This is a genomic window from Pectobacterium jejuense, from assembly GCF_026800125.1.
GTDB classification, from domain to species: Bacteria; Pseudomonadota; Gammaproteobacteria; order Enterobacterales; family Enterobacteriaceae; genus Pectobacterium; species Pectobacterium jejuense.
In genome coordinates, this window is record NZ_JAPQKX010000003.1 from 105080 (window position 1) to 131615 (window position 26536).

Here is a 26536-nt window from a genome sequence, read left to right on the forward strand (position 1 = left end):
CCTGTATGAACGGCTAGTCGCGAAACGATCCCCGACCATTGCGATAGTAACCATTACCCCGCTCATACCCGCGTCTGTCCCAATCACCGCGACGCGGCCCGCGCTCGTCAACGTAGCGAGGGGGCTCAAAACGGCGCTTGTCATAATCGCGTCTGTCGCGCTGACTTTCACGCCACCCGCGGGCATCGCGCCAACGCCAACCATCCCAATAGTAACCGTGCCGATTACGTTCACCACGCTGGTAACCCCGGTGCTCCTGCCACCAGCGCTCGCTGCGCCAGTCATAGCCATCCCAGTAATTACCTCGTCTGTCACGCTCGCCGATATTCAACGTGACACCGGGCATCAGATCGATGCTGGCACCCTTAGCCTCTGGCGCTGGCATGACCGCAAACATTCCCACAAACAGGGCACTGATGACGAGTGGCTTAAACATAGGGTAACTCCTTGCTCACCGCGACTGCGGCCTGACAGAGATATACGGGGAAATCCTCTGCACCACTATCAGATAAATACTTATTTTCCTGATTTTACCATTCTTAACGTTTCGCTAACGCCGATGCACGCTATTCATCAGCACCCTATTAATTCATTAATAAATTTAATACTAAAAAACCTCTCAAGTACGAAAAAACGTAGCTTTAAGGATTAACCATAGGGAATAAATATTAGAAATATTCACCTTAACGCTAATACTTAACGTCAGAATATCCGTCATTCATAGAGGAATCAGCGATGAGCGAAAACTATACAGTGGGTGATTATTTACTGGATCGCCTGGCACAAATTGGTATTCAGCATCTCTTCGGCGTGCCGGGCGATTACAACCTGCATTTTCTCGATCATGTTATCAGGCATCCTGAGATCGCCTGGGTCGGCTGTGCGAATGAGTTAAATGCCGCTTATGCCGCCGATGGCTATGCGCGATGCCGTCCGGCGGCGGCCCTACTCACCACCTTCGGCGTCGGCGAGCTCAGCGCGATTAACGGTATCGCAGGCAGCTACGCGGAATGCCTGCCCGTCATTCACATTGCCGTTGCGCCCAGTCTGGCATCACAGCACAACGGAGAATTACTCCATCACACATTAGGCGACGGCGACTTTAGCCACTTTTCCCGCATGGCGGCAGAAGTCACCGTTGCGCAAGCCAGCCTCACCGCCGAGAACGCCACCACAGAGATCGACAGGGTCATTGGAGAAGCGCTTGCTCAGCACAAGCCGGTATACCTGTTTCTGCCCTTAGACGTGGCTGCGGCACCGGCTGGAACACGACCGTATTCGCTCGTTATCCCTGAACCATTACGCTCTGATGAGTCACTACAAGCCTTTGTTACCGCCGCCACAGCGATGCTGAGCGAGGCAAAATCGGTCTCATTACTGGCTGATTTTCTGGCTCAGCGCGTTGGCGTTGCAGAGCAAATCCAACGCTGGCTCGATAAAACGCCGCTCCCCCACTCCACCTTACTGATGGGGAAAGGCACGCTAAACGAACAGCACCATAGCTTTACCGGCACCTACTCGGGTGGCGGCAGTCACGAAGCGATCCGGGCACACATCGAAGACGCGGATGTCATCATCAGCATTGGTGTACGCTACACCGATACGATTACCGCAGGCTTCAGCCACCAGATTCCCAGCGAAAAAAATATCGATATCCAGCCCACGCTGGCGCGTGTCGGCAGTCAGGTTTTCCCAGCTATTCCAATGTCAGACGCTATCGCCGCGCTGGAAAACATCACCGCGACACTCGCGCCCCGTTGGGATCACCGCACCATTACGCCTCCGGCTTTACCACCATCAGAGCACACAGACGCACTCAATCAGCGGGAGTTGTGGCAACAGATGCAGCGCTTCCTCCGGCCCGGCGATATTCTCGTGACCGACCAGGGCACCTCCTGTTTTGGGGCAGCAGCGCTTCGGTTACCGAACAACTGCCACTTCATCGTTCAGCCGCTGTGGGGATCGATAGGCTATTCTCTGCCAGCGGCATTCGGCGCACAAATTGCTGAACCAGAACGGCGCGTGGTGCTGTTGATCGGCGACGGCTCACTTCAGCTCACCGTACAGGAGCTTGGCTCTATCATTCGGGATCGCTTGAACATGGTCATTGTGGTGCTGAATAACGAAGGCTACACAGTCGAACGCGCCATTCACGGCCCTGAACAGCGCTACAACGATATTGCCGCCTGGAACTGGACACAGCTTCCCGCTGCACTAGGTGCAGATGAAAATGAGATACTCTGCAAACAGGTGTGTTCACCAGCTGCACTCGCGCAAGCGCTTGAGCAGGTGAACACAGAATCTCGCCTGTCGCTTATAGAGGTCGTACTGCCGAGAATGGATATTCCCGCGCTCTTACACACCATCACGCAGTCGCTTGAGACCCGCAATACCGTGCAGTAGAACGACATACTTTATACCGCCTACCTCGTAAGCGGTATATTCAATGATTAAAGATGCATTTAAAATGCAATTTATAAACTGCATTCGTTGAGAGGCATCATCATGGCATACCGCGATCAATCCCTGGGTGAGTTGGCTATCGCTATTCCGCGCGCGACCAAACTCTTTCGTGAACTCAATCTGGACTTCTGCTGTGGCGGAAAGCAAACGCTCAGCCGCGCAGCGGGCAAAAAAGATCTCAATATCGACGAGCTGGAAGCACAGCTAGAAAAACTGGCCGCACAGCCTTCTGACGCGCGCGACTGGCGTGAAGCACCGCTGGCCGACATTATCGCGTACATCATCCCTCGCTTTCACGATCGCCACCGCGAACAGCTGCCGGAGCTGATTCTGATGGCAGAAAAAGTCGAGCGCGTGCATCACGATAAAACCGACTGCCCGCACGGCCTCGCAAACCAGCTGACCGCCATCTATAACGAGCTGTCTCAGCATATGATGAAAGAAGAACGCATCCTCTTCCCGATGATCAGTCAGGGAATGGGCGCGAATGCTGCCGCACCGATTTCAGTGATGGAGCATGAGCACGATGACGCGGGACGTGATGTGGAAGTGGTCAAAGAGCTGACCAACGGCGTTGTACCACCGGAAGGGGCCTGCAATACCTGGCGTGCGCTGTACTCCGGTATCAACGAGTTCATTACCGACCTGATGGAACACATCCATCTGGAAAACAATTTGCTGTTCCCACGCGCGCTGCGCGGTGAGTAATGTCGCTTCAATAAAAAAAGAAAGTCAGTAGAAATAACCATTCAGTAAAAACCATTCCGTAGAAACAAGAAAAGCGCTCATTGAGCGCCTTTCTTTTTGTCTGGAGATTACAGAATTTCCAGCAGTTCCACTTCAAAAATCAGCGCGCTGAACGGCGGAATGGAAGCACCTGCGCCACGTTCGCCATACGCCAGATTGTGCGGAATATAGAGTTCCCACTTGGAACCCACTGGCATCAGCGTCAACGCTTCAATCCAGCCTGGAATCACGCCGCTTACTGGGAATTCAGCAGGTTGACCACGCTGGACGGAGCTGTCGAACACGCTGCCGTCAATCAGACGACCGGTATAATGCACACGTACGCGATCCTGACGAGCCGGGATCGAACCTTCACCCTGCGTCAACACGCGGAATTGCAGACCAGATTCCGTGCTGTTCACGCCTTCTTTCTGCGCGTTTTCAGCTAGGAACTGCTGACCTTCTACCGCCAACACCTGTTGGCGATCGCGACGTACCGCATCAGCACGTTCGTGAATTTCACGCAGCGCACGATGAACCACATCCACAGGCACCGCAGGCGCATTACCTTCCAGCGCGTCACGTAAACCAGCAAGCAGCGCTTCTGGGATCAGGCCTTCAAGACCTGATTCCTGTAACTGTTGACCAACCTGTAAGCCGATGCCGTAACTTGCCTGCGCTTCGACGCTATCAAAAGAAGGAGTTGTCATGGATGTTCCTTTTAATCTGTAAAAAACTGAAAGCGCAGCATAACAGCGACGGGGATTGGGGTAAAATCCTGTGTGCAGGTAATCACGTTAACCGCACGCCAGCCAAGCCATTCCGGGAAGCTGGCCTATACTGGTAGTTCTGGTGTTTCTATCGCACGGGTTGCCTTAATCATCAACGCGTTAACTGGTCAGCCTATGCGGATTATCGGTATACTGGATTGCGTTATTATCCTGATACTGTTTTTATGCCGACGCCGTCTGGCTACTGGTATAGCGTAGTGACTGGCATAGCGTTGTTAATGACATCATTTTTATATGATGCTGTTTTTATACTGATTTTTATACTGAACTGTTTTTATATTAAACCGTAGTAAGAGAGGTCACCATGGGCAGAATTGCGCCCAGGAAGCGGAAAACCACCTGGGATTATCAAACGCTAGTACGCTTCTGCCAGCGAATCATCCAGCGGCAGCCCTCACATGCTGTAGCCGTAGAAAACGACGGGGAACGCGAAGAGCAGGAACAACTGCACTCTCCTTCCCTGCGCGAGCGTCTTGGTGCCATGCTACAGAAAGTCTGGCATCTGCCCGACGGCTATCACTGGATGGAACCGTTGCCGTTCCTCCATCGCCGCTGGATTTTAATCGCTATCGCACTGCTGCTCGTTGTGTTGCTTTGGCCTTACAGCGCCCAACATCCGCAGCCTGCCCGTACCACGCCCGTACCTCTTACGCAGGCAGATAATCAGGCTGCAATGCAGGCCGTAATTATTGAAAGCCAGCCTTCCATACCCCAGCAGCAGCCTGCGGCTACCGAGCCTCCGGCGCCATCATCAGCGCCGTGGCGACAGTATGAGATCGCCTCGGGGCAAACGCTGGCCCAGCTCTTTCGCGATAACAATCTGCCCGTCAGCGATGTGTTCGCGATGGCTCAGGTGGAAGGCAGGGATAAGCCGCTCAGCAATTTACGCGCAGGTCAGGCAGTTAAATTACAGCTGAATGCACAAGGTATGGTCGCCGAGCTAGAGATCGAAACCACGGCGAACCAGACGATTCGGTTCACCCGCGGTGCGGACGGTGCCTTTACTCGCACTCGCTAGCGAGCCAGCCGTTCTAATAGAAAATCGCGCAGGACGATAGCATGGTTGTGCTGCGCGTCTTTGCTGCCATAAAGCAGCGTGATTGCCTGCTTCTCTTCAAGTAACGCCAACAGCCTGCCGCACGCCGAGCCCTGCGCTAACTCATTACGATAATAATCCACAAATTCCGCCCAGCGTTCAGGCTCGGCGTGAAACCACTTCCGCAGATCGCTGCTCGGCGCGATGTCTTTAAACCATTCAACGCCCTCCAGACGCGCTTTGCTGATGCCACGCGGCCACAGGCGGTCAATCAGAAAAGTGGGGGAAGAGAAAGGCGCGTGCGCGTCATAAACACGGATGAGATGAATCAAGTCAGACATGCGGCCTCCGGCCTGCTTTTTAGGTATAGGTAATGATAGGTCATTTCCCGATCCCTAAAATGCAAAACGCTGGCACAAGGCCAGCGTTTCACATGTTAACTAAAGTGTTAATTCAACGATAAACGTGAATTACGCTTCAGCAACAACAACAACATTCAGTTCAGCAAAGACATCGCTGTGTACCTGGAAGCTCACTTCGTGCTCACCCAGAGTACGCAGAACGCCGTTCGGCAGGCGAACTTCGCTCTTAGCAATGTCAACACCGGCAGCCGTTACCGCATCAGCGATATCGCGAGTACCGATGGAACCGAACAGTTTACCTTCGTCGCCTGCTTTAGACGCGATGGTAACGCTACCCAGTTCTTTGATCTTAGCAGCGCGAGCTTCAGCAGCAGCCAGAACGTCAGCCAGTTTGGCTTCCAGTTCAGCACGGCGTGCTTCGAAGAACTCAACGTTTTTCTTGGTTGCCGGGACAGCTTTGCCCTGTGGAACCAGGAAGTTACGAGCATAGCCCGCTTTAACGTTTACCTGATCACCCAGGCTGCCCAGGTTTGCTACTTTATCAAGCAGAATAACTTGCATTACTTTATCCTCTCAAAGTCTCGTTAATGGACAGTGGCCGATTACTGATGACGGTCAGTGTACGGCAACAAAGACAAGTAACGCGCACGCTTGATAGCGCGGGCCAGCTGACGCTGGTATTTTGCACGAGTACCGGTGATACGGCTCGGAACAATCTTGCCGCTTTCAGTGATATAGTTTTTCAGCGTAGCGATATCTTTATAATCAATCTCTACAACGCCTTCCGCGGTGAAACGGCAGAATTTGCGACGACGGAAATAACGTGCCATGTGGCTAGTCTCCAGAATCTATCAATTCAATCTGCTCGGCATGTAACACTATCTTGCTCAAGCCATTGCGCCCTTGATGGCAGCTAATGAACCCGTGCACGGTAAGTTGCGTGCCGACCGTTATACTGTGGGTAACTGCTTGTGACGAGAGTCCGCTGACAATCACGGGCATACGACACCATGCTTGCCGACTCAATCCGGCTTCCTCCTGTGTCGAGCGGTGCTCAAGCACAAACTGACAGTGAGGAATGCCTGACGGACTGACTTTACGAATGGGCGTCTTGCACACTGTGCCGGACAACACCAGACGATTCACCGTCACCACAACAATTACTCTTCAGAATCCCCTGCATCCACATCATCGCCAGCTTCAGCGAAATCTTCACGACGCTCACGGCGTTCGTCTTTCGCTTTCACCATTGGAGATGCTTCAGTTACCGCGTGCTTAACGCGCATAACCATGCTGCGGATAACGGCATCGTTAAAGCGGAAGTTTGTTTCCAGCTCATCGATCGCTTCCTGCGGCGCTTCAACGTTCAGCAGAACGTAGTGTGCCTTGTGCAGTTTGTTGATCGGGTAAGCCAGTTGACGGCGGCCCCAGTCTTCCAGACGGTGGATCGTGCCCTGCGCACCAGTGATAGTGGCAGTGTAGCGCTCGATCATGCCCGGAACCTGTTCGCTCTGGTCAGGATGAACCATAAATACGATTTCGTAATGACGCATCAAATTGCTCCTTACGGATTATTCAGCCTCCTGTCTGGGTCAACCGCGGCCCGTGGAGGCAAGGAACGTGTGTATGTGCGGCTGAAAAAATGACGCGTAAGTATAGTGCCCGACATTAAAGAACACAAGGAAGAAACACAGGAGTTTTCTGCGTGGCGATATTTCAGCGATCGGGGCAGGATTACAGCGTCCGCCGGAAGAAATCAGCGCCCGCCTGCAGCGCCGTTGGCGTAATGCGATGCCCCACGCCCGGTTCGGTCAAATACGTCAGATTAGCCAGCTTATCGCGCGCCTGTAATGCCTGATAGAGACGGGCGCTTTCTGCCGCCGGTACGACATCATCCGCTTCACCGTGCCACACCAGCAGCGGACGTTCGGACAACGCGTCCAGACGCATAGTGACATCATAATCAGCCAGTTTGCTCGCTAACGTCTGCAACACCGCTTGATTTTCCTCATTATCGGCAGGAACCGGTGGAAACAGCGCGGACGATAGCGTAGAGAAATAACCCGATCCCATAAACGCCGCCACCGCGGTAATCCAGGGATAGCGCGCCATACACCCAAGTGCACTCATTCCACCGAGCGACGCGCCGCAAACACCAATCCGTTCCCCATCAATTAAGCCACGCTGCCGATATTCCGCCACATAGCCGGGGAGTTCTTCTATATTCGATTGCAGAATATCCCAGAAGTGGCGCAACCGCCGTGCGTCATCCCCGTCATAGCGCGCACCGTGCATGGCCGCATCGGCCAAAATCACCCGAAACCCGGCCTGAGCCAACGCATAGCCAAAATACGAGTACACCTCTTTTGATGAAGTGTAACCATGAAAGAAAAAAATCGTCGGAAGGGGCTGCTCTCTCCTTCCCGCGGGCGCCGCGTGAATCGTTTCAATACCGCTACCGAGTTTATCCAGTGACATTTCGACCATATTTCCCTCGTTTTCTGTTCTGTCAGCCTATGCTTATGTAGCGAAATCGTATTTAGCAGAAAGGGGGTGACCTTCTACGATAACCCACTCACAGCCATTTTCTTATCTCCGTGTCGTCACTGATTCCGTGCTGGTTTAATCGGCGTATTTATGTAAATAAAAAAATCACATTGATCTAGATCAATAACAGAAATGAATGTTTACACTCCGTGATTAATTTTTTTGCACTTACTGCCGTTAACGCATGTGAAGCAAGACTAAAAAATAACCTTTTTTATTATAAGAGACACACATATGTTGGGACTTTCTTTTAAACACTGGGGCCTGGGTATCAAGCTATCCGTCATCGCTTCACTGAGCGTGGCGATACTTTTCATTGCATTCACCCTATCCCTCACCCGATCAGCAGGCAATCAGCTCAAGACCCTGACCCTTAACGACATGCAGAGCCAGGTGAATGGCGTCACCGACATGATCAACATGTACGATACCAGCCTACAAGCCGAGGTCAGCAACTATACGCGGCTGCTGGCGAGCTTTCTGCCGACGCGGTTTTCACTGGATACCGTTAACCGCACGCCTTTTGGCAACACCTCTCACCCAACGCTTAAGGCTGGCGATACGGTATTGAACCTCAACACCGAAGTGCCAGACGACTTTCTGAGCCGTACTCACGCGATTTCAACGATTTTTGTCCGTGATGGAGAGGATTTTACGCGCGTTACCACGTCGCTGAAAAAAGAAGATGGATCGCGCGCGATGGGCACCAAACTCGATCGTGAAAGCCCAGCTTATGCACCCGTGATGAAAGGCGACACCTACAGCGGGTTAGCCACGCTGTTCGGCAAACAATACATCACTCAGTATCAACCGATACGCGATAGTGAAAACAAGGTGATCGGTATTCTGTTCGTCGGTGTCGACATCACAAAGCAATTTACCGAGATGCAGCAAACGATTCTGAACAAGAAAATGGGTGAAACTGGCCATTTCTTTGTACTTAGCTCGAAAAAAGGAAAGGATACAGGCAACTATCTTTACCACCAAAGCAATGCCAACCAGCGCCCTGACTGGTCAGAAGGTGCGTTAGAGAAAGTGCTGGCAACCGGTAATGGTACGATCGAATACGACAACAACACGATGACTGGCGAAGAAAAAACCCGAATCATGGTGTACCGCAGTATTCCGCAGTGGAACTGGATTGTTGCAGGCACGGTGAGCAAAGAAAGCCTAATGGCAGAAATTAACCACACCCGTAACCTGTTTTTGGGCGGCGGCATTATTCTGGTTCTGCTCTTCGCTGGATTCTTTGTCGTACTGACGCGCAAATGGCTGAGCCAGCCGCTGGTTGAAATCGTCAAAGTGGCGGAACAGTTCTCTGCTGGTAACCTGACCGCGACGCTTTCCAGCAACCGTTACGATGAAGTTGGCCGCCTGATCGATGCCATTAACGGCATCGGACAAGGGCTAACGACCATCGTGTCGCAGGTGAGAAATGCGTCCGAAGAAATCAGTGCCAGCACCGATGCGCTGGCTGCTGATAGCGAAAACATCAGTGAACAGATTGCCCGTCAGGCCAGCAGCGTCGAAGAGACGTCTGCCAGCATGGAGCAACTCTCCGCCAGCGTGAAGCAGAACGCCGATAACGTCTCCGCCGCCAAAGATTTGGCAGAGCAGAGCGCCGCAGCAGCACGAAACGGCAGCCAGACCGTCACCGACTCCGTTTCTACGATGAGCGATATCAAGAATTCATCGCAGCGGATTGCTGATATCACGACCGTGATCGAATCTATCGCTTTCCAGACCAATATTCTGGCACTGAATGCCGCAGTAGAAGCCGCTCGCGCAGGTGAACATGGCAGAGGTTTCGCCGTCGTTGCTGCTGAAGTGCGGGCTCTGGCACAGCGCAGCTCCACCGCGGTGAAAGAGATCGAAAGTCTGATTGATGAGTCACTGGAGAAAATCGAAGCGGGTTATCATTTCTCAGAGAAGACACAGGCGGTAATGGACGACTTGCGTAACCGCATCTTGCAAGTCAGCACCATCGTGAACGATATCGATATCGCCTCACGCGAGCAGTCCGCCGGTATCAGCCAGGTGAACATTGCGATTGTACAGATTGGTCAGGCAACGCAGGAAAACACCATTCTGGTCAACAATTCGGAAGACACCGCGCAGAACCTGCGCCAGAAAGGCCACCACCTCAGCGAGCTGGTCAGCGTCTTCCGTATTTAACATTCACACAGCGGCCATCGTGTTGCAGGTATTGCACGATGGCCGCCGCTTGCGTATTATGCCGACGTTTTTTCACCCATCCCCCACACTGACAAAGGAGACGACATCATGACAGCACCAACTCTGATTCTTTGCAGGACATCTCGGGACTAATTCCGCATTTTTTTCCGCTTTGCGTTATCCCCCCAGCTGTAGCCTGCCTTACCCTATTTTTAAATTGATCAGCAGGATGATCTATGGGCAATGCTATTCGCTCTATTTCGGCGCGCGTCAGTGTGATCGCGACGGAAAATACCTGGATTGAAGATAAAGCAATCCAACAGCTTCAAATTACATCACAACTTCCCGATATGGTTCGCGTGGCCGGCATGCCAGATTTGCATCCGGGCCGAGGTTACCCTATCGGTGCCGCCTTTTTTTCACAACAGCGCTTCTATCCGGCGCTGGTCGGAAACGACATCGGCTGCGGCATGGCGCTATGGCGTACGAGCCTGAACGCCAACAAAATCTCTCTGGATAAGCTGGAGAAACGGCTTGGTAATATCGATGGACCACTGGAAGACGATATCGAGATTCCCCCATCGCTAGCGGATTTCCGCTATTCGCTGGGCACCATCGGCGGCGGTAATCATTTTGCGGAATTGCAGCAGCTTGATGAAATCTATCAGCCAGATGCGCTGCACGCTCTGCACATTGATCCTAAACAGCTGCTGTTGCTCGTTCACAGCGGCTCACGCGGATTAGGGCAAACCATACTGGAAGCTCACGTGCGGGAATTCGGCCATCAGGGGCTTGAAGCCAACACGCCTGCCGCGGAGTCCTATCTGGAACAGCACCAGTTCGCGCTGACGTTTGCTACCCACAATCGACGGCTGATCGCGCAGCGAATGCTGGAACGTTGGCATACGGAAGGCGATGCCGCACTGGACGTGAACCACAATCTGGTGACATCAGCAACGATTGAAGACATTTCCGGCTGGCTGCACCGCAAAGGCGCGACACCCGCCGACTGTGGCACGGTCATCATTCCCGGTTCGCGCGGCGACTACAGCTACATCGTGCAACCCATTCCTCACGCCGACAGCCTGTATTCGCTGGCACATGGCGCGGGCAGAAAGTGGATGCGCACGGAGTGTAAAGATCGGCTGTCTTCACGTTACAGCGTCCAGCAACTCGCGCGTACCCGCTTCGGCAGCCGCGTGATTTGTCAGGACAGGCAGCTGATTTTTCAGGAAGCGCCGGAAGCCTACAAACCGATAGACAGCGTGATCGGTGCGATGCAGCAAGCAGGGTTAATCACGCTGATTGCTCGCCTGAAACCGGTACTCACCTACAAAACGCGCGGGGAGGATAAATGATATTACTTCAACTCTCCGCCGCGCAGGGGCCGGACGAATGCATGCTGGCAACCGCAAAGGCTTTGCAGGCTCTGACGCAAGATGCCGCGCGGCAAGGCGTCGACTGCGAAATTATCGAAACCGAAGCGGGGAAACGCGCAGGCACACTGCGTTCCGCACTGGTTCTGTTAAACGGTGAACTGGCAGAAACGCTAGCTGCCAGCTGGTGCGGTACGCTTCAATGGACGTGCAATAGCCCCTGGCGTAAAGGTGGCGGACGCAAAAACTGGTTTATCGGCGTCGCGCGCTTTCATCAGGAACAGGCGTTTGCCGATAACGAGATTCGCTTTGAAGCCACCAAATCCTCTGGTCCCGGTGGGCAGCATGTGAATAAAACCGAGTCTGCCGTCCGCGCCACCCATATCGCCAGCGGCATCACGGTGAAGGTACAGAGCGAACGCAGCCAGCACGCCAACAAGCGTCTTGCCTGTTATCTCATCGCCTATCGTCTGGAAGCATTACAGCAACAGCAGCATGCTGAACTACGGGCACTGCGGCGTCTGTTCCACCACCAGATCGAGCGCGGTAATCCAGTAAAAGTCTTCAAAGGCGAAGACTTCACGCTGGTCACGTCGCGCTAACCTCAACTCACGGGCAGCACCGACTGCCCGTTATTTTTTCCTGTTAAAGAGAATGCCATCGGCCCGGTGATAGCGCTACACTTCCGCTATCTACTCCTGTCAGGCTGAAACGATGAACATCGTGCGGATACTTTTCTTACCCTTAATATTGATGCTGTCCGGCTGCCAAATCATACAAGGGAAGCCTGTCGCGGCACCGCCGACTGCGGAGAAAGCGCTCGAAATTCGCTATGCACAAACCAGCAAGCTGGAAAAAGTGGGGATGATTTCGGTTAGCATGCGCGGAAACGCTGATGATGTGGATCGCGCTCTTCAACAAAAAGCCGATGCCTCCGGCGCGCATTATTATGTGATTGTACTGAAATCCGAAGCTGCCACGCTCCCCGGCATGTGGTTCGCGCGCGCCGTGCTGTACCGCTGAATCGACGGGGCTGCTTGTAAAAACGCGGTAAACAAAGGTGCAGGGCAAGGAGGTCCGCCAAACAATACCGGGCAGATTCCCGGTATTGTCATGCAACGGCAAATTAATACGACATACACGCCGCATTCAGAATCCCGCCGCTTAGCGAAGCGGCACAGAGAAAGGCACCGGTGGCGACATCATTATTCTGGATATGCTGGCTGAGGCGTGGCATATACAGGCGCACCGCGAAATAAATCAGCAATTGCACCACCAGCGCGACTGCACCCCAGGTGATGTAATCCACCAGACTCACCGAATTAATCGCCGCACTGGAAAGTGGGATCACATAGCCAATTAGCGCCCCACCAAATCCAATGGCTGCCGTACTGTTGTTCTCTTTAATCAACGCCCACTCATCATGCGGCGTGACGCGGGTGTAGATAAACAGAAAGGCCAGCACCATGGCAAACCCGATAAAGAAATAGGAGGCGAAAGCGAGTAGCGACGTAACAATAGGCATAGCGATATTCCTTTTAAATGAGCCCCGTTGGCGCATCAGTAATAATAAGAGGAAGCATGAAGAATATAGATGATTCTTGCATAGCAAAGCGTTTATACATGACTTTACGTGATAAACAATGCGGGAATCCCCAGCGGAGCGCGTTATCCCCCCAGCCTTCACATCCGCACGAATCTCCTCACATTTTTTAAGAAAACGGATAAGCATTGCGCCTGAAATGCCGATAACAGATAAGGCATTTTTTATCAGTTAGATAGTGCCGATTTCACCTTCATCACCTGCTTTTTATGCAAACACACAACAACAACTAATCCGTTATTGACCTGCGATGACGGTAAATAATTAATGAACGAAAGGAAGAGGTTTATGCTGCGCTGGATGTCATTTCAAAACCTGTCTGTAACGCGAAAGTTATTGGTAGGGTTTGGTTTATTGCTCATCATGGGAGTCATCCTCTCTATGGTCGGCTTTTACGGATTGCACAATAGCGACCAATCGTTAAAACGCATCAGCCGTCTTGGCGCCATGTATGACAAGACGGTGGTCGCACGGGAAGGCAACTTTGGTTATGCGCTGGAGCGTAAAGCACAGTATCTGGAACAGCACGACAGTGCGATCGGCAACATTAAGGAAGAGCTGTCCGCACTGCTGAAAGCGATCGACACGGGACATTGGCCAGCGGAAGACAAAAGCGCCATTCAGGATATTAGTGCGTCACTCAACGCTTATATTTCACAGCGCCAGCAGGTGATGAGCCCGGATGTCAGCCAACAGCGGCTCAGTGAATTGAACGAGCAGATGGCAGGGTTGCAGGAAAACATCAACAAACTTTACTTCACGGAAGAGAGCCGCGCAGGCCGTAACGTCATTAGCAGCGATATCCAACTGGGCGTGATTACACTGATTGCCATCATACTCGGTCTGACCACGGCCATCGTTATCTCGCGGCAGATCGTTCGCCCGCTGCATCAGGCGTTACATGCCACCCGCGCGATTGCGGAAGGCGATCTCACCGTGCAGCTTCACAACGATCGTCATGATGAATTAGGCCAGTTGATTTCAGCCATGGGGCAGATGAACAGCAACCTGCACAGCATGATTGATAAAATTCGCCTCAGCGCGAACCAGATTTCCTATGCTGCTGGGGAAATTTCTGCCGGCAACACCGATCTCTCTTCTCGCACAACGCAGCAAGCCGCCGCGCTTGAAGAAACTGCCGCCAGTATGGAACAGCTGACGTCAACGGTGAAACAGAATGCTGATAACGCCCATCAGGCCAACCGACTGGTTATGGATGCTTCTGACACCGCGAATCAGGGGGGAGAGCAGGTTTCTAAAGCCGTCAACACCATGCACGATATCGCGCAAAGCTCCCACCGCATCGCTGAAATTACCTCAATGATTAACAGCATCGCGTTTCAAACCAATATCCTGGCACTCAATGCTGCGGTAGAGGCAGCACGAGCCGGTGAACAAGGGCGTGGTTTCGCCGTTGTTGCCAGCGAAGTGCGTAATCTGGCACAGCGCAGCGCGCAGGCGGCTAAAGAGATCGATACGCTCATTGGTGAGTCGGTTTCGCAGATTAATAACGGCGCGGCACTCGTTAACGGCGCGGGGAAAACGATGGAAGGGATTGTCCAGTCAGTGACGCAGGTCCACGCCATCATGAAAGACATTACTACCGCTTCGGACGAGCAGCATCGCGGCATTTCTCAGGTCGGTCAGGCCATTATAGAAATGGATCAGAACACGCAGCAAAACACCGTACTGGTGGAGCAATCCTCGTCTGCCGCTCAATCGCTGGAACAGCAGGCGATCGTGCTGTCTGACGCGGTGTCTGTTTTCCGGCTTTTACAACCTTTACAGCAAGACGTGCGCAGACTGGCAATCCCCGCTGCATAGCACCAATGAAAAAGAGGTGCCCAGGGCACCTCTTTACTATCATTCGCGACACTGATTACGCGCGCTGGCGAACGGCTTCGAACAGACACACGCCAGTGGCAACCGACACATTCAGTGAAGACACGCTGCCCGCCATCGGAATGCTGATCAATTCATCGCAGTGTTCACGGGTCAAACGACGCATACCTTCCCCTTCCGCGCCCATCACCAGCGCCAGCGGCCCGGTCAGCTTGCTTTGGTACAACGTATGATCCGCTTCACCCGCCGTGCCGACGATCCAGATATTACGCTCCTGCAACAGGCGCATCGTACGGGCCAGATTGGTCACGCTGATAACCGGTACGGTTTCCGCCGCACCACAGGCCACCTTCTTCACTGTCGCATTCAGTTGTGCAGAACGATCGCGCGGCACGATCACCGCATGCACGCCGGCCCCGTCCGCATTACGCAGGCAAGCGCCCAGGTTGTGTGGATCGGTCACGCCGTCCAATATCAGCAGGAAAGGCGTTTCCAGATTGTCTAACAGTGCAGGCAGGTCGTTTTCCTGATATTTCCGCCCTTCTTTGACTTTCGCTACGATCCCCTGATGCACCGCGTCGTCAGCCTGCTTATCCAGCCATTGGCGATTCGCCACCTGAATGACGATGCCCTGCGCTTCCAGTTCCGCAATCACAGGCTGAAGGCGACGATCGTCGCGCCCTTTCAGAACAAAAACTTCCAGAAAACGCTGTGGATCGCGCTCAAGCAGTGCCTTAACCGCGTGGATACCGTAAATAATTTCGCTCATTGATACTCTTCAAATTAACCATAACAGGCGGTGCCCGTTAATGTAGAGATTAGAGGTTTTCCCCACGCGCTCCCCTTCTCAGTGGAGCGCGCAGGCTAACTAACCTTACTCAGCAGATTTTTTCTTCGCACGTTTCGCTTTGGTCGCGGCGGCGATTTTACGCGTTTTTTCCGCGTTCTTTTTCGCTTTATCGCGGTTCTTTTTCGGCTTGGCTTTTGACTTATCCGACTTCGTGTTGCTATCGCCTTCTTTGCGGAATGCGGCATCCGGCTCAAAGTTTGCCGGCGCTTTGCTCGCGCTGCGACGACGTCGACTTGGCTTGGCCTCACGCGATTCCGGTTTCTTCACACGATCGCGTGCCGTTTTCCCTTCGCCACGCACCTTGCGCGTGCTGGAAATCAACGCGAAATCAATGTTGCGCTCATCCATATGGACGGCTTCAACACGAATTTCGACTTCATCACCCAGACGATAAACCTGCCCACGCGATTCGCCGATCAGCCGCTGACCAATATTATCGTAGCGATAGTAGTCATTATCCAGCGTGGAAACGTGTACCAGCCCATCGATAAACAGCTCTTTCAGGCGCACGAAGAAGCCAAAGCCGGTCACGCTGGAGATAATTCCCGTAAAGACCTCACCCACGTGATCCTGCATAAAGTCGCATTTCAGCCAGTCCGCGACGTCACGCGTGGCTTCATCCGCACGGCGCTCCGTCATCGAGCAGTGCATACCCAGCTGTAGCATCTCGTTAATGTCGCTATGCCAGCCGCCCGTTGGCGTCCAGCGCTCATGACGATCGCTCAGCAGATACTTAATGGCACGGTGCAGCGACAGGTCTGGATAACGACGAATCGGTGACGTGAAATGGCCGTAAGACGTTAATGCCAGACCGAAGTGGCCGCGGTTCTCTGGGTCATAAATCGCCTGCTTCATGGAACGCAGCAGCATGGTTTGCAGCATTTCCCGGTCAGGACGATCAGCCAGCTCATTCATCAATTCTGCGTAATCTTTCGGCTGTGGCTTCATTCCGCCTTTCAGCGTCAGCCCCAGCTCGCCCAACACGCTACGCAGGGCTAAGACATGGTCTTCACTCGGCTGATCGTGTACACGGAACAGCGCAGGCTCTTCGTTTTTCTCCACAAATTTCGCGGCGGAGATATTCGCCAGAATCATGCACTCTTCGATCAGCTTGTGCGCATCGTTACGCACCACCGCTTCCACACGATCGATACGGCGTTCAGCGTTGAAAATGAACTTCGCTTCTTCCGTTTCAAACGCGATGCCGCCACGCACTTCACGCGCGTGTTCAAGCACTTTGTACATGCGGTGCAGCTCTTCCAACCCGCCCACCAGCGGCTTGTAGTGCTCGCGCAGCTCGGCGTCGCCTTGCAGAATATTCCACACTTTGGTGTAAGTCAGGCGCGCATGTGAGCTCATCACTGCTTCATAGAACTTATAGGACGATAGCTTACCCTGCGCCGAAACGGTCATTTCACAGACCATACACAGGCGATCGACCTGCGGGTTAAGCGAACAGAGTCCGTTCGACAACACTTCTGGCAGCATCGGCACGACCTGAGACGGGAAGTAGACCGAGGTGCCACGCGCCCGCGCTTCATGGTCAAGCGCCGTATTCGGCCGAACGTAATAGCTCACGTCAGCAATCGCAACCCATAAGCGCCAGCCACCGCCGCGTTTCGGCTCACAGTGCACTGCGTCATCAAAATCGCGAGCATCTTCACCGTCAATCGTAACCAGTGGCAGCTTACGCAGATCCACTCGGCCTTTTTTCGCGGCTTCCGGCACCTCTTCGGAGAGATCTTTCACCTGCTCTTCCACTTTAGGCGGCCAGGTGTGCGGAATATCATGGGTACGCAGGGCGATATCTACCGCCAGCCCGGTTCCCATGTTGTCACCGAGGATCTCAACGATCTTACCCACCGCTTTCGTGCGGCGTGTGGCGCGTTGCGTCAGCTCAACCACCACCACGAAGCCCATACGAGCGCCGTTAATGTCTTCTTTCGGGATTAGAATATCGAAGCTCAGGCGGCTATCATCCGGTACGACGAACCCAACACCGGCATCGACAAAGTAGCGGCCAACAATTTGCCCGGTACGCGGTTCCAGCACGCGCACAATGCGCCCTTCACGACGCCCTTTGCGATCTGCACCCAGCGGCTGTGCCAGCACAACATCGCCGTGAATCGCCCGTTTCATCTCTTCAGCCGACAGATAAAGATCGTCTTTGCGGCCTTCCACACGCAGGAAGCCGAAACCATCGCGGTGACCAATGACCGTACCGCGCAGCAGATCGAGTTTTTCCGGCAACGCATAACACTGACGGCGGGTAAAGATAAGCTGACCATCACGCTCCATCGCACGCAGGCGACGGCGCAGTGCTTCGAGCGCTTCTTCTCCGGTTAATTGCAGGTCGGCGGCTAATTCTTCCCGGCTAATCGGGGTATCGCGCTTGGCGATGTGCGCCAAAATATATTCACGACTGGGGATGGGGGATTCGTATTTTTCTGCTTCTCGTTCCAGGAATGGATCTTGTGACATTGCGGTTCCTCCGTTGTCATCAGCAGGAGGCTGAACAAAACTCATTCAACCAACAATAATTTATAAAGCGGCGGGTTTTCTTTGACCATATCAGCCAGCGTGTATTGATCCAGCTCATGCAGGAAATTTTGTACCGCTTGTTGAAGCACCTGCTTTAAGCGACAGGCTGGCGTAATGTGGCAAAATTCATGGCTACAGTTAACCAGCGTGAGCGGCTCCAATTCGCGCACGACATCACCAATTCGGATGGTTTCTGCCGGCTTTCCAAGACGGATACCGCCATTCTTGCCGCGCACGGCCATCACCAACCCAGCACGACTAAGTTGATTGATAATTTTGACCATATGATTACGAGACACGCCATACACTTCCGTTACTTCCGAAATGCTGGTCATTTTCCCGCCCGGCAGCGATGCCATGTAAATCAGCGCCCGCAAACCATAATCCGTAAAACTTGTTAACTGCACATAAACCTCGGATACCTCTGGGTATCATTAACTGGCGTATTGAGTACGCCCCTGAAAAACCAACGCTATTGACAGATAATAAACTGGCGTAAACGCTACGGCTAATTATTTATACCCTTTGCGTTGCGAGAAATCCGAGTGGGAGAAACCTGTGTTGCGGGAAACCTCTCGGCTACGCCCTTCTTGCCCGACCCTTTTCACGTCTACCATAGCTTTTTAATTTTATCTCACCGCAACACAGATAACGTATTCTCTTTCGTTGCACACACCACATCCAATGATGACTGGGTTATCACCCACGAAGGCGGCGTAAGGAAAAGGACACCATGGGGTTGAAAAATATTTCTATTCGTACCGGCTTATTAACGTTATTGCTGCTAACTACCCTGCTGCTGCTTATCGTCAGCAGCATGGGCGTAGTCGCGATTAAGAAAGACAGGGAAACGCTGACAGCACAAAATCAGATTCAGGGCATTGAGCTGGGCAGCCTGATGAGCGGCTATAACCAGACACTCAGCGCGAGAGCCTCGGCAACGCTCGCCGTCAGGAAAATCGAAATCGGCCTGCTGGACGACGGTGCCAAGGAAACCGGAGTCGTAGAGAAACATCTTCGCCAATCGCAGGAAGACATTGAACGCGTGATCAAATCGGCCAATGCCGATCCCAAACAGCAGGCGCTGGCGCAGGACGTATTGAAAACCTATCAGGCCTATTTTCAGCAGGGCATGACCCCGATGCTAAGTGCGCTGCAAAAACAGTATACCGACGAATATTATGACGTTCTGGAAAAGCAGCTCGGCCCGCTGAGCGAAGCCTTTGATTTGTCGATCCAGAATTTCCGTCAGTATGCTCAGCAGCTTTCCGAACAGGGTCTGGCGCAGTCCGAGAGCAATGAACGTATCATGCTGCTGCTCATTGCTATTGCCAGCCTCTTGTCTATCACGCTGGTGGCATTAGCCTGGGTCGCGCTACGGCACATGCTGCTCAAACCGCTGGACTATGCGATTGAGCAGTTGGAGCAGGTTGCTGGAGGTAATCTGACCCGCCGCCTGATTCAAGGCGGAGATAACGAGCTGGGCCGGCTCAATGATGCCATCGGCCGCATGCAGGGTGCGCTACTGGAGTCGGTCAGTCAGGTGCGCGATGCCAGCACGAAAATCGATCTCGGTAGCCGCGAACTGTTTGAAGAAAACGCGCAGCTTTCCCAACGCACCGAAGAATCCGTTGCAGCACTGGAACAGACCGCAGCGAGCATGGAGCAATTGAGCGCGACGGTGAAACTCAATGCCGATCACGCGGAACTCGCGCATCAGCTCGCTAATAATGTCTCGAACACCAGCAGCCGCAGCAACGAGTCTGTCTGTTACGTCATTGAAAAAATGCAGGAGATCGCCACCAGCGCCAAGCGTATCAATGACATTCTCAGCGTCATTGACGGCATCGCGTTCCAGACCAACATTCTGGCGCTGAACGCCTCCGTTGAGTCCGCGCGCGCTGGCGAACAAGGCAGAGGCTTTGCCGTCGTCGCCGGAGAAGTGCGTAATCTGGCGCAGCATAGCGCACAGGCGGCGAAAGAGATCCGCGCATTGATTTTGGATTCCCAGACGCGCGTGTCCGAAGGGCTTGAATTAGCCTCTAAAGCAGGCGAAACCATGGACGAAGTGACCGACGAAATCATCCGTATTACACAACTGATGCGAGACATTTCCACCGCCACGCAAGAACAGCATCGCGGTATTGAGCAGGTTAACGTCGCCTTCACACAGATCGATAAGGTCGCTCAGCACAACGCACAGCTCGTCAAAGCCTCATCTGCGACGACGCAGTCGCTGGAGCAGCAGTCCCAGCAGTTGATGCGATCTATGGCGCTGTTTCAGGTCGATCCTCGCCTTTCCTAATCTACTGATGGATTGCACCGCCTGTAGTCAGCCCTGCGCTGACTACAGGCATCCCCCGCAGAGAGCTCCGCTTCCGCCTATTCCCTAAAAAAAATCGAATAAATAATGAGAAAAAGCAGGACCCCTTTCCTCCCCTAACACACCTATTTCATAGATATACTTTCAGATAATTTGAGTATTATTTTTTTACCGCTATTCTCTGTTTTTACACATGAGCGTATAAATAGAGTTGCAGTGTTAACGCTGACCAAAATAATTTCCTCAATACATTGAATAAGAAGACAATGAGAGACGTTTCTTATTGGTAATATTTATCATGCGTTTTAGTCTATTAATTATATCTCGATATAATATTTATTAACTTAATTAATAGCACGCTATTTTATTAATTCGACCCATTGGTTTTCGCGTACAAAAAAGGGGACAGCCAATCACCCGATAACATCACAGATGGCATCATGATAAAACGAATGCCTCTGACAACAGCGAATCAAGGGTAAAGACAGAAAGAATATAGGCAAATATAAACATGAATAATCAGTCAGTTGATGTTGATTTGATTACCAGGTTTGACAATGAAGCCAAACTGCACGCGTTCAATTCCGTTTATGCCATCGCCGAATTCGACCTGGCAGGGAAACTGATTGAAGCCAATCCTCTTTTTTGCAAAATGCTGGGCTACAAAAAAGAAGACATTATTCAGAAGAACCACACGCTTTTTATGCCAGAAGCGCTGCGCCAAAAACACGATCATTTCTGGCACGATGTGATTAAAGGGAATATCAACGCAGGGGAATTCCAACGGAAAACCCAAAAAGGAGACATCATCTGGCTCCATGCCGCCTATACGCCCATTATTGATCATTCAGGTCGCCGCATTGGCGTCATAAAACTGGCGCTCGATATTACTCAAGAAAAGCGTCTGATGTCGGAGCACCGGGCACAGCTAGACGCGATTGAAAATTCGCAAGGCGTAATCGAGTTTGATAAAGACGGCTATATCACCCACGTCAATAAACATTACCTGATGTTGACGGGCTACGAAGAGAAGGAAATTCTCGGCCTGCACCACAAGTCACTCTGCGATCCTCTCTATACCGAACAAGCCGACTATCAAACATTCTGGGAAACCTTGCACCGCGGTCACCCTATCAGCGGGCGATTCCACCGCCTTGGCAAAGGCAGACATTCATTCTGGATACAGGCAACTTACAGTCCGGTTATGGATAGCGACGGCAATGTACGAAAAATCATTAAATATGCTCACAACATCACGCAAAATGTCGAAACCGAAAAGAAAGCCCATCAACAAGGCATCATTCTCGATATTCTGCTCTCAGTCCACGACAGCTTTCTGCTCGACCACAATCTGCCTTCCGCCTGCGATAAAGTCTTTGAGCGACTGCTGAGCGTCACCAACAGCACCTTCGGCTTCATTGCCACATTGCAGGAAGACGAAGACGGCCAGTCGCTCTATCTTCCCGCGATATCCAACCTTGCCTGGGATGACGAAACCCTGAACTGGTACAGGCACCAGCGCAGAACCCACGGTGGCCTGAGGCTCCGTAAACTGGACAATCTGTTTGGTCACGTGGTCACCCACAATACGGTGGTGTGCACCAATAACCTACTGAGGCAGAAGGCTGGCCGAGACCTTCCGCCTATCCATCCCGCGCTGTATTCCCTGCTTGGGATTCCTATCTCCCACAACGGCAAAGCGATCGGGATGATCGCGCTGGCTAACCGCCGGGAAGGTTACGATCAAACAATGATCGAGCTACTGGCTCCGCTAGTGAAAACGCTCGGCATCATTATTCACGCGCGTTCGCTGGAAGATGAGCGCACGCAGATAGAAGCCTCTCTGCGCTTTAACGCGGGGCATGATTTTCTTACTGGCCTGCCGAATCGCAGCAGTTTCTTCGAACAGGCCAACGCTTTTTTTCAGAACAAGAAGCAAAGCCATCAGACGGACAAAAGCTGTCTGGCGATTATTGATATCGATTTATTCAAAAACATTAACGATCAATACGGTCATCTGGCTGGCGATGCCGTCCTCAGAGAGCTGGCGATGCTTATGCGCATGTCGCTACGTCAGGAAGATCTGGTCGCTCGCCTCGGTGGGGAAGAATTCATCATTCTGTTAAAAGACGTCTCTTACCAAACGGCGGTGGTAACGATTGAGCGTATTCGACAGGCGATCGAGCAACATACGCTGGAATACGATCGCCAAAATCTGCGTTTCACGATTAGCGCTGGCATTGCCGCCTACTGTTCCGATCTTGCGTCCGTTGAGGACTGGATTCAGTTAGCCGATGAAAACCTCTATGCGGCTAAACGGCAAGGTCGCAACTGTGTGAAATAAGCCCATCCCGACAGCGCTGCTGGTAGCTTTGCTCGAACGTTTGCATTCCCGCAGCGGCTCCGGTTTGAATCAGGCCGGGAAGCTGGTGCGTTTTCCCTTCCCGAATCAGGTTACTGACTGCCGCAGTCGCCGTCAGCACTTCATAAAGCGCGATTCGACCACCTTGCGCAGCGGGCAACAGCCTTTGCGTCACGACGGCCTGCAAACAGGTGGCTAACTGGCTACGAACATAGGCTTTCTCTTCACCGGGAAAGACGTCAATCAGACGATCGACCGCCTGCGATGCACTACGTGTATGCAGCGTCGACAACACCAGATGGCCGGTTTCCGCCGCCGTCAGCGCCAGCCGAATCGTCTCCGTATCGCGCAATTCTCCCAGCAGAATCACATCGGGGTCCTCCCGCAATGCGGCCCGTAGCGCCAGTGCAAACGATGCACTGTGCGCACCGATCTCCCGCTGTTGAATCAGACAGCGTCGGCTGGCATGGATAAACTCGATCGGATCTTCCAGCGTAATCACATGGCGATCGCTGCTGTCGTTTAACGCCCCAAGCATGGCCGCCAGCGTCGTGGATTTGCCGCTCCCCGTCGCCCCGGTAATCAGGATCAGTCCGTTCGGCTTCTCCAGCAGCGTCGAGAGAACGGGTGGCGCCTGTAGCGCCTCCAATGAAGGCTGAGCGGACGGGATAATACGCAGCGCCGCAGACAGCCCTTCACGCTGGCGAAACACATTCACCCGCAGGCGTTGTCCATCGGGCAGCATTAACGCGCCGTCCACCTGACCAGCCTGCCGCAGTTGCTCACGTTGAGCCGGTTCGAGCCAGGCATCACACCATTGTGCCACCTGCTCCGGCGTTAAACGTGGTAAGGTATTTTCAGGCTGTAGCCGCCCGTCCACACGCAACACCGGCGGGTGACCGCTACAAAGGTGCAGATCCGAGGCATTATGTTTTACACTACGCGCCATCCACTCATCCAACTCCATAGATAACCTCCTGAATAACCATGACGACAATCCAGCAGAATCTACAGGACATCCGGCAGCAAATCGCCACCGCCGCTGCGCATTGCGCGCGGGCACCAGAAGAAATTACGCTACTTGCAGTCAGTAAAACCAAACCTGTGAGCGCGATCGAAGAAGCCATCGCGGCAGGGCAACGAGCGTTTGGCGAGAACTATGTTCAGGAAGGCGTGGAGAAGATCCATTATTTCCAGAAAAACCACCCGGACACGCCGTTGGAGTGGCACTTTATCGGCCCGCTACAGTCAAACAAAAGTCGACTGGTGGCCGAGAATTTTGATTGGTTTCACACCGTGGATCGTCTGCGCATCGCGCAGCGTCTGAGCGAACAGCGCCCGACCACATTGCCGCCGTTAAACGTTCTGTTGCAGATTAATATCAGCAGCGAACCGAGCAAATCAGGCATTATGGTCGCTGAATTAGCAGAGCTTGCCGCCAGCGTCGCCGCACTGCCCAACCTGCGTCTGCGTGGCCTGATGGCGATTCCGGCACCAGAAACCGATTACGAGCAGCAGTTGGCTGTTTTCAAACAAATGGCCGCGTTGTTCCAAACGTTATCTGCAAATCATCCGCATATTGATACACTTTCTATGGGGATGACGGACGACATGCGCGCGGCGATTACCGCGGGCAGCACGCTGGTGCGTATTGGTACGGCAATCTTTGGCGCGCGCGACTATTCAGCAAAAAGCGCCTAAACAGTCAGTCAAGCGTGTAGCTGTCAGTAAAAGGTCCATAAACAGGAGTACGCGCTGAACGGCACGTCATCTTTGACAGAATACAAACGGAACAGGTGATTAGCGATAATGCAGATGCAGCAACGTAAAATAGCGTTTATTGGTGCCGGAAACATGGCGCAGGCCATTATCGCCGGATTGGTCAACGGCGGTTATCCCGCTCAACACATCAGCGTCTGCGCGCCTTCGGGTAAGAACCGCGATGCGCTGGCTGCACAGTATGGCGTGATCAGTAGCGCGGACAATGTACGCTGCGCTCAGGAAGCGGACGTTATTGTGCTGGCCGTCAAACCGCAGATGATGGCAACGGTTTGCGAACCGCTGCGTGAACAGGTCAATTTCAGCGGTAAGCTGGTACTGTCGATTGCCGCAGGCATCAACATCGCCCGTTTTCAGGCGCTGCTGGGCGAACCGCTGAATATCGTGCGGATTATGCCCAACACGCCGTCTCTGGTCGGCAAAGGCATGAGCGGGATGTATGCCCCCGCCTCCGTCAATCAGGCTGATAAAGACTTCACGGCACAGCTGATGCAGAGCGTCGGTAAAATTTGCTGGGTGGATAGCGAGCAAGGCATCAACGGCGTGATCGCCGCGGCGGGCAGCGCACCGGCCTATTTCTTCCTGTTTATGGAAGCGATGCAGCAGGAAGCCATCCGTCAGGGGTTCAGCCAGGAAACGGCTCGCCTGTTGGTGCAACAGGCCGCGTCCGGCGCTGCCGCGCTGGTTGAAGCTAATGCAGATACGCCGCTGTCGACCCTGCGGGAGAATGTGACCTCGAAGGGCGGCACCACGGCAGAAGCCCTGCGGGTATTTAACGAACAGCAGTTGGCGCAAACCGTGGCCGAGGCCATGCAGGCGGCAATTGCTCGCGCACAGGAAATGGAAACGCTTTTTTAACCAAAGCGGGTTCCCCGATTCTTTATCTTATTAAGGAAAAGACGTACTTATGCTCACCCTGACTTTTCTGGTCAAAACGCTGGTCGACCTCTATGTAATGGTTCTGCTGCTGCGCATCTGGATGCAGTGGTCACGCAGCGATTTTTATAACCCGCTGTCGCAGTTTGTCGTCAAAATCACTCAGCCGATTGTCGGGCCGCTGCGCCGCATTCTGCCGTCGTTAGGCCCGATTGACAGCGCTTCGCTGCTGCTGGCCTTTATTCTCACGACGATCAAATATCCGTTACTGCTGTTGATTCAGGTTGGCGCGATTTCTCTTAGCCCAATGAACCTGCTGGTCGGGCTTATCTCGCTGATTAAATCCGCGGGCTATCTGGTCTTCTGGGTCATCATCATCCGTTCCATCATGAGCTGGGTCAGTCAGGGCCGTAGCCCAATCGAATATCTGCTGCACCAGTTGACTGAACCGCTAATGGCGCCGCTCCGCCGCGTTATTCCAGTTATGGGCGGCATTGATTTCTCTGCGATGGCCGTGATTCTGATTCTGTATATGCTCAACTATCTGGGAATGGACCTGTTCCCGGGGCTGTGGTTCCTGCTGTGAGTGCCATTACCCGCCACGGCGATGCGCTGGTGATTCGGCTGTATATTCAGCCGAAAGCCAGCCGGGATCAGATCGTGGGTTTGCATGGCGACGAACTGAAAGTCGCCATCACTGCACCACCGGTTGATGGGCAGGCTAATGCCCATCTGACCAAATTTCTCGCCAAACAGTTTCGGGTCGCCAAGAGTCTGGTCGTGATTGAAAAAGGCGAACTCGGGCGGCATAAACAGATTAGAATTACCCATCCGCAACACATCCCGGCTGACGTCGCGGACTTCATTGAATAAATACGCAGGAC

Annotated in this window: 28 protein-coding genes; 15 read left to right on the forward strand and 13 right to left on the reverse strand. The window is 53.1% G+C overall.

What is annotated here, in order from left to right; genetic code table 11:
- Window positions 1–13: 13 nt before the first annotated feature.
- Window positions 14–436 carry a DUF2502 domain-containing protein gene (locus tag NXT09_RS06860; RefSeq protein WP_268579237.1) on the reverse strand — a complete coding sequence of 141 codons (423 nt, stop codon included), beginning with the start codon at window positions 434–436 and terminating at the stop codon, window positions 14–16.
- Window positions 437–735: 299 nt separating this feature from the next.
- Between NXT09_RS06860 and ipdC the strand changes: the two genes are divergently transcribed.
- Both ipdC and ytfE read left to right on the forward strand, forming a co-directional pair.
- Window positions 736–2403 carry an indolepyruvate decarboxylase gene (gene ipdC, locus NXT09_RS06865; protein ID WP_268579238.1) on the forward strand — a complete coding sequence of 556 codons (1668 nt, stop codon included), beginning with the start codon at window positions 736–738 and terminating at the stop codon, window positions 2401–2403.
- A gap of 102 nt (window positions 2404–2505) precedes the next feature.
- Window positions 2506–3171: an iron-sulfur cluster repair protein YtfE gene (gene ytfE / locus NXT09_RS06870; protein ID WP_268579239.1), complete on the forward strand. Its 666-nt coding sequence runs from the start codon at window positions 2506–2508 to the stop codon at window positions 3169–3171.
- 107 nt (window positions 3172–3278) lie between these two features.
- Here ytfE and bamJ read toward each other — a convergent pair whose 3' ends face one another.
- Window positions 3279–3899 carry a BamJ family beta-barrel-assembly machinery protein gene (gene bamJ / locus NXT09_RS06875; RefSeq protein ID WP_010279036.1) on the reverse strand — a complete coding sequence of 207 codons (621 nt, stop codon included), beginning with the start codon at window positions 3897–3899 and terminating at the stop codon, window positions 3279–3281.
- Window positions 3900–3901: 2 nt separating this feature from the next.
- Between bamJ and NXT09_RS06880 the strand changes: the two genes are divergently transcribed.
- The gene (locus NXT09_RS06880) at window positions 3902–4036 is read left to right on the forward strand and encodes a hypothetical protein (protein WP_010279037.1); all 135 of its coding nucleotides are present in this window, start codon (window positions 3902–3904) and stop codon (window positions 4034–4036) included.
- A gap of 248 nt (window positions 4037–4284) precedes the next feature.
- Window positions 4285–4998: a LysM-like peptidoglycan-binding domain-containing protein gene (locus tag NXT09_RS06885; protein WP_268579240.1), complete on the forward strand. Its 714-nt coding sequence runs from the start codon at window positions 4285–4287 to the stop codon at window positions 4996–4998.
- On the opposite strand, the gene NXT09_RS06890 is transcribed toward NXT09_RS06885, so the two are convergent.
- The 6 genes from NXT09_RS06890 to yjfP form a co-directional block, all read right to left on the reverse strand.
- On the reverse strand, window positions 4995–5357 hold the full coding sequence (locus NXT09_RS06890) for a DUF488 domain-containing protein (RefSeq protein WP_268579241.1): 363 nt from the start codon (window positions 5355–5357) through the stop codon (window positions 4995–4997). The two genes, NXT09_RS06885 and NXT09_RS06890, sit on opposite strands and share 4 nt — an antisense overlap.
- A gap of 129 nt (window positions 5358–5486) precedes the next feature.
- Window positions 5487–5939 carry a 50S ribosomal protein L9 gene (gene rplI, locus NXT09_RS06895; protein ID WP_010279043.1) on the reverse strand — a complete coding sequence of 151 codons (453 nt, stop codon included), beginning with the start codon at window positions 5937–5939 and terminating at the stop codon, window positions 5487–5489.
- A gap of 41 nt (window positions 5940–5980) precedes the next feature.
- The gene (gene rpsR / locus NXT09_RS06900) at window positions 5981–6208 is read right to left on the reverse strand and encodes a 30S ribosomal protein S18 (protein ID WP_005974788.1); all 228 of its coding nucleotides are present in this window, start codon (window positions 6206–6208) and stop codon (window positions 5981–5983) included.
- 4 nt (window positions 6209–6212) lie between these two features.
- Window positions 6213–6533 carry a primosomal replication protein N gene (priB, locus tag NXT09_RS06905; RefSeq protein WP_015841576.1) on the reverse strand — a complete coding sequence of 107 codons (321 nt, stop codon included), beginning with the start codon at window positions 6531–6533 and terminating at the stop codon, window positions 6213–6215.
- A 5-nt stretch (window positions 6534–6538) separates the two neighbouring features.
- Window positions 6539–6931, reverse strand: coding sequence for a 30S ribosomal protein S6 (rpsF, locus tag NXT09_RS06910; RefSeq protein ID WP_005974793.1), 393 nt, complete (start codon window positions 6929–6931; stop codon window positions 6539–6541).
- 181 nt (window positions 6932–7112) lie between these two features.
- A complete protein-coding gene (yjfP, locus tag NXT09_RS06915; protein ID WP_268579242.1) occupies window positions 7113–7865 on the reverse strand; it encodes an esterase in 753 nt (250 codons plus the stop codon).
- A gap of 294 nt (window positions 7866–8159) precedes the next feature.
- Here yjfP and NXT09_RS06920 point away from each other — a divergent pair, with 294 nt between their 5' ends.
- The 4 genes from NXT09_RS06920 (at window position 8160) to bsmA (ending at window position 12499) form a co-directional block, all read left to right on the forward strand.
- Window positions 8160–10100 (forward strand): methyl-accepting chemotaxis protein, encoded by a 1941-nt coding sequence (locus NXT09_RS06920; RefSeq protein WP_268579243.1) that lies wholly within the window; start codon window positions 8160–8162, stop codon window positions 10098–10100.
- Window positions 10101–10336: 236 nt separating this feature from the next.
- The gene (locus NXT09_RS06925; protein WP_268579244.1) at window positions 10337–11458 is read left to right on the forward strand and encodes an RNA ligase RtcB family protein; all 1122 of its coding nucleotides are present in this window, start codon (window positions 10337–10339) and stop codon (window positions 11456–11458) included.
- Window positions 11455–12078 (forward strand): peptide chain release factor H, encoded by a 624-nt coding sequence (gene prfH, locus NXT09_RS06930; protein ID WP_240583690.1) that lies wholly within the window; start codon window positions 11455–11457, stop codon window positions 12076–12078. Before NXT09_RS06925 ends, prfH begins: the two co-directional genes overlap by 4 nt.
- Window positions 12079–12190: 112 nt before the next feature.
- Complete coding sequence (bsmA, locus tag NXT09_RS06935; protein ID WP_268579245.1) at window positions 12191–12499, forward strand: biofilm peroxide resistance protein BsmA; 309 nt, start codon at window positions 12191–12193, stop codon at window positions 12497–12499.
- Between the two features lie 103 nt (window positions 12500–12602).
- Here bsmA and NXT09_RS06940 read toward each other — a convergent pair whose 3' ends face one another.
- The gene (locus NXT09_RS06940) at window positions 12603–13001 is read right to left on the reverse strand and encodes a DUF350 domain-containing protein (RefSeq protein WP_205551492.1); all 399 of its coding nucleotides are present in this window, start codon (window positions 12999–13001) and stop codon (window positions 12603–12605) included.
- A 366-nt stretch (window positions 13002–13367) separates the two neighbouring features.
- Between NXT09_RS06940 and NXT09_RS06945 the strand changes: the two genes are divergently transcribed.
- A complete protein-coding gene (locus tag NXT09_RS06945; RefSeq protein WP_268579246.1) occupies window positions 13368–14903 on the forward strand; it encodes a methyl-accepting chemotaxis protein in 1536 nt (511 codons plus the stop codon).
- A 55-nt stretch (window positions 14904–14958) separates the two neighbouring features.
- Here NXT09_RS06945 and rlmB read toward each other — a convergent pair whose 3' ends face one another.
- From rlmB to nsrR, 3 genes are all read right to left on the reverse strand, one after another.
- A complete protein-coding gene (rlmB, locus tag NXT09_RS06950) occupies window positions 14959–15690 on the reverse strand; it encodes a 23S rRNA (guanosine(2251)-2'-O)-methyltransferase RlmB (RefSeq protein WP_015841585.1) in 732 nt (243 codons plus the stop codon).
- Between the two features lie 105 nt (window positions 15691–15795).
- Window positions 15796–18252 (reverse strand): ribonuclease R, encoded by a 2457-nt coding sequence (gene rnr, locus NXT09_RS06955; RefSeq protein ID WP_268579247.1) that lies wholly within the window; start codon window positions 18250–18252, stop codon window positions 15796–15798.
- Window positions 18253–18293: 41 nt separating this feature from the next.
- Entirely contained in the window at window positions 18294–18719 is a 426-nt protein-coding gene (gene nsrR / locus NXT09_RS06960) for a nitric oxide-sensing transcriptional repressor NsrR (RefSeq protein WP_010279087.1), read from the reverse strand.
- 326 nt (window positions 18720–19045) lie between these two features.
- On the opposite strand from nsrR, the gene NXT09_RS06965 reads away from it, so the two are divergent.
- Together NXT09_RS06965 and NXT09_RS06970 are read left to right on the forward strand one after the other, a co-directional pair.
- Window positions 19046–20617 (forward strand): methyl-accepting chemotaxis protein, encoded by a 1572-nt coding sequence (locus tag NXT09_RS06965; protein WP_205551498.1) that lies wholly within the window; start codon window positions 19046–19048, stop codon window positions 20615–20617.
- Window positions 20618–21146: 529 nt separating this feature from the next.
- Window positions 21147–22979: a sensor domain-containing diguanylate cyclase gene (locus tag NXT09_RS06970; RefSeq protein WP_268579248.1), complete on the forward strand. Its 1833-nt coding sequence runs from the start codon at window positions 21147–21149 to the stop codon at window positions 22977–22979.
- On the opposite strand, the gene NXT09_RS06975 is transcribed toward NXT09_RS06970, so the two are convergent.
- Window positions 22948–23964 (reverse strand): type IV pilus twitching motility protein PilT, encoded by a 1017-nt coding sequence (locus tag NXT09_RS06975; protein ID WP_268579249.1) that lies wholly within the window; start codon window positions 23962–23964, stop codon window positions 22948–22950. The genes NXT09_RS06970 and NXT09_RS06975 overlap by 32 nt on opposite strands.
- A 20-nt stretch (window positions 23965–23984) precedes the next feature.
- Between NXT09_RS06975 and NXT09_RS06980 the strand changes: the two genes are divergently transcribed.
- From NXT09_RS06980 to yggU, 4 genes are all read left to right on the forward strand, one after another.
- The gene (locus NXT09_RS06980) at window positions 23985–24698 is read left to right on the forward strand and encodes a YggS family pyridoxal phosphate-dependent enzyme (RefSeq protein WP_268579250.1); all 714 of its coding nucleotides are present in this window, start codon (window positions 23985–23987) and stop codon (window positions 24696–24698) included.
- Between the two features lie 114 nt (window positions 24699–24812).
- On the forward strand, window positions 24813–25634 hold the full coding sequence (gene proC, locus NXT09_RS06985; RefSeq protein ID WP_268579409.1) for a pyrroline-5-carboxylate reductase: 822 nt from the start codon (window positions 24813–24815) through the stop codon (window positions 25632–25634).
- A 49-nt stretch (window positions 25635–25683) separates the two neighbouring features.
- Window positions 25684–26238, forward strand: coding sequence for a YggT family protein (locus NXT09_RS06990; protein ID WP_010279107.1), 555 nt, complete (start codon window positions 25684–25686; stop codon window positions 26236–26238).
- Window positions 26235–26525: a DUF167 family protein YggU gene (yggU, locus tag NXT09_RS06995; RefSeq protein WP_010279110.1), complete on the forward strand. Its 291-nt coding sequence runs from the start codon at window positions 26235–26237 to the stop codon at window positions 26523–26525. Before NXT09_RS06990 ends, yggU begins: the two co-directional genes overlap by 4 nt.
- The last annotated feature ends 11 nt before the right edge of the window (window positions 26526–26536 follow it).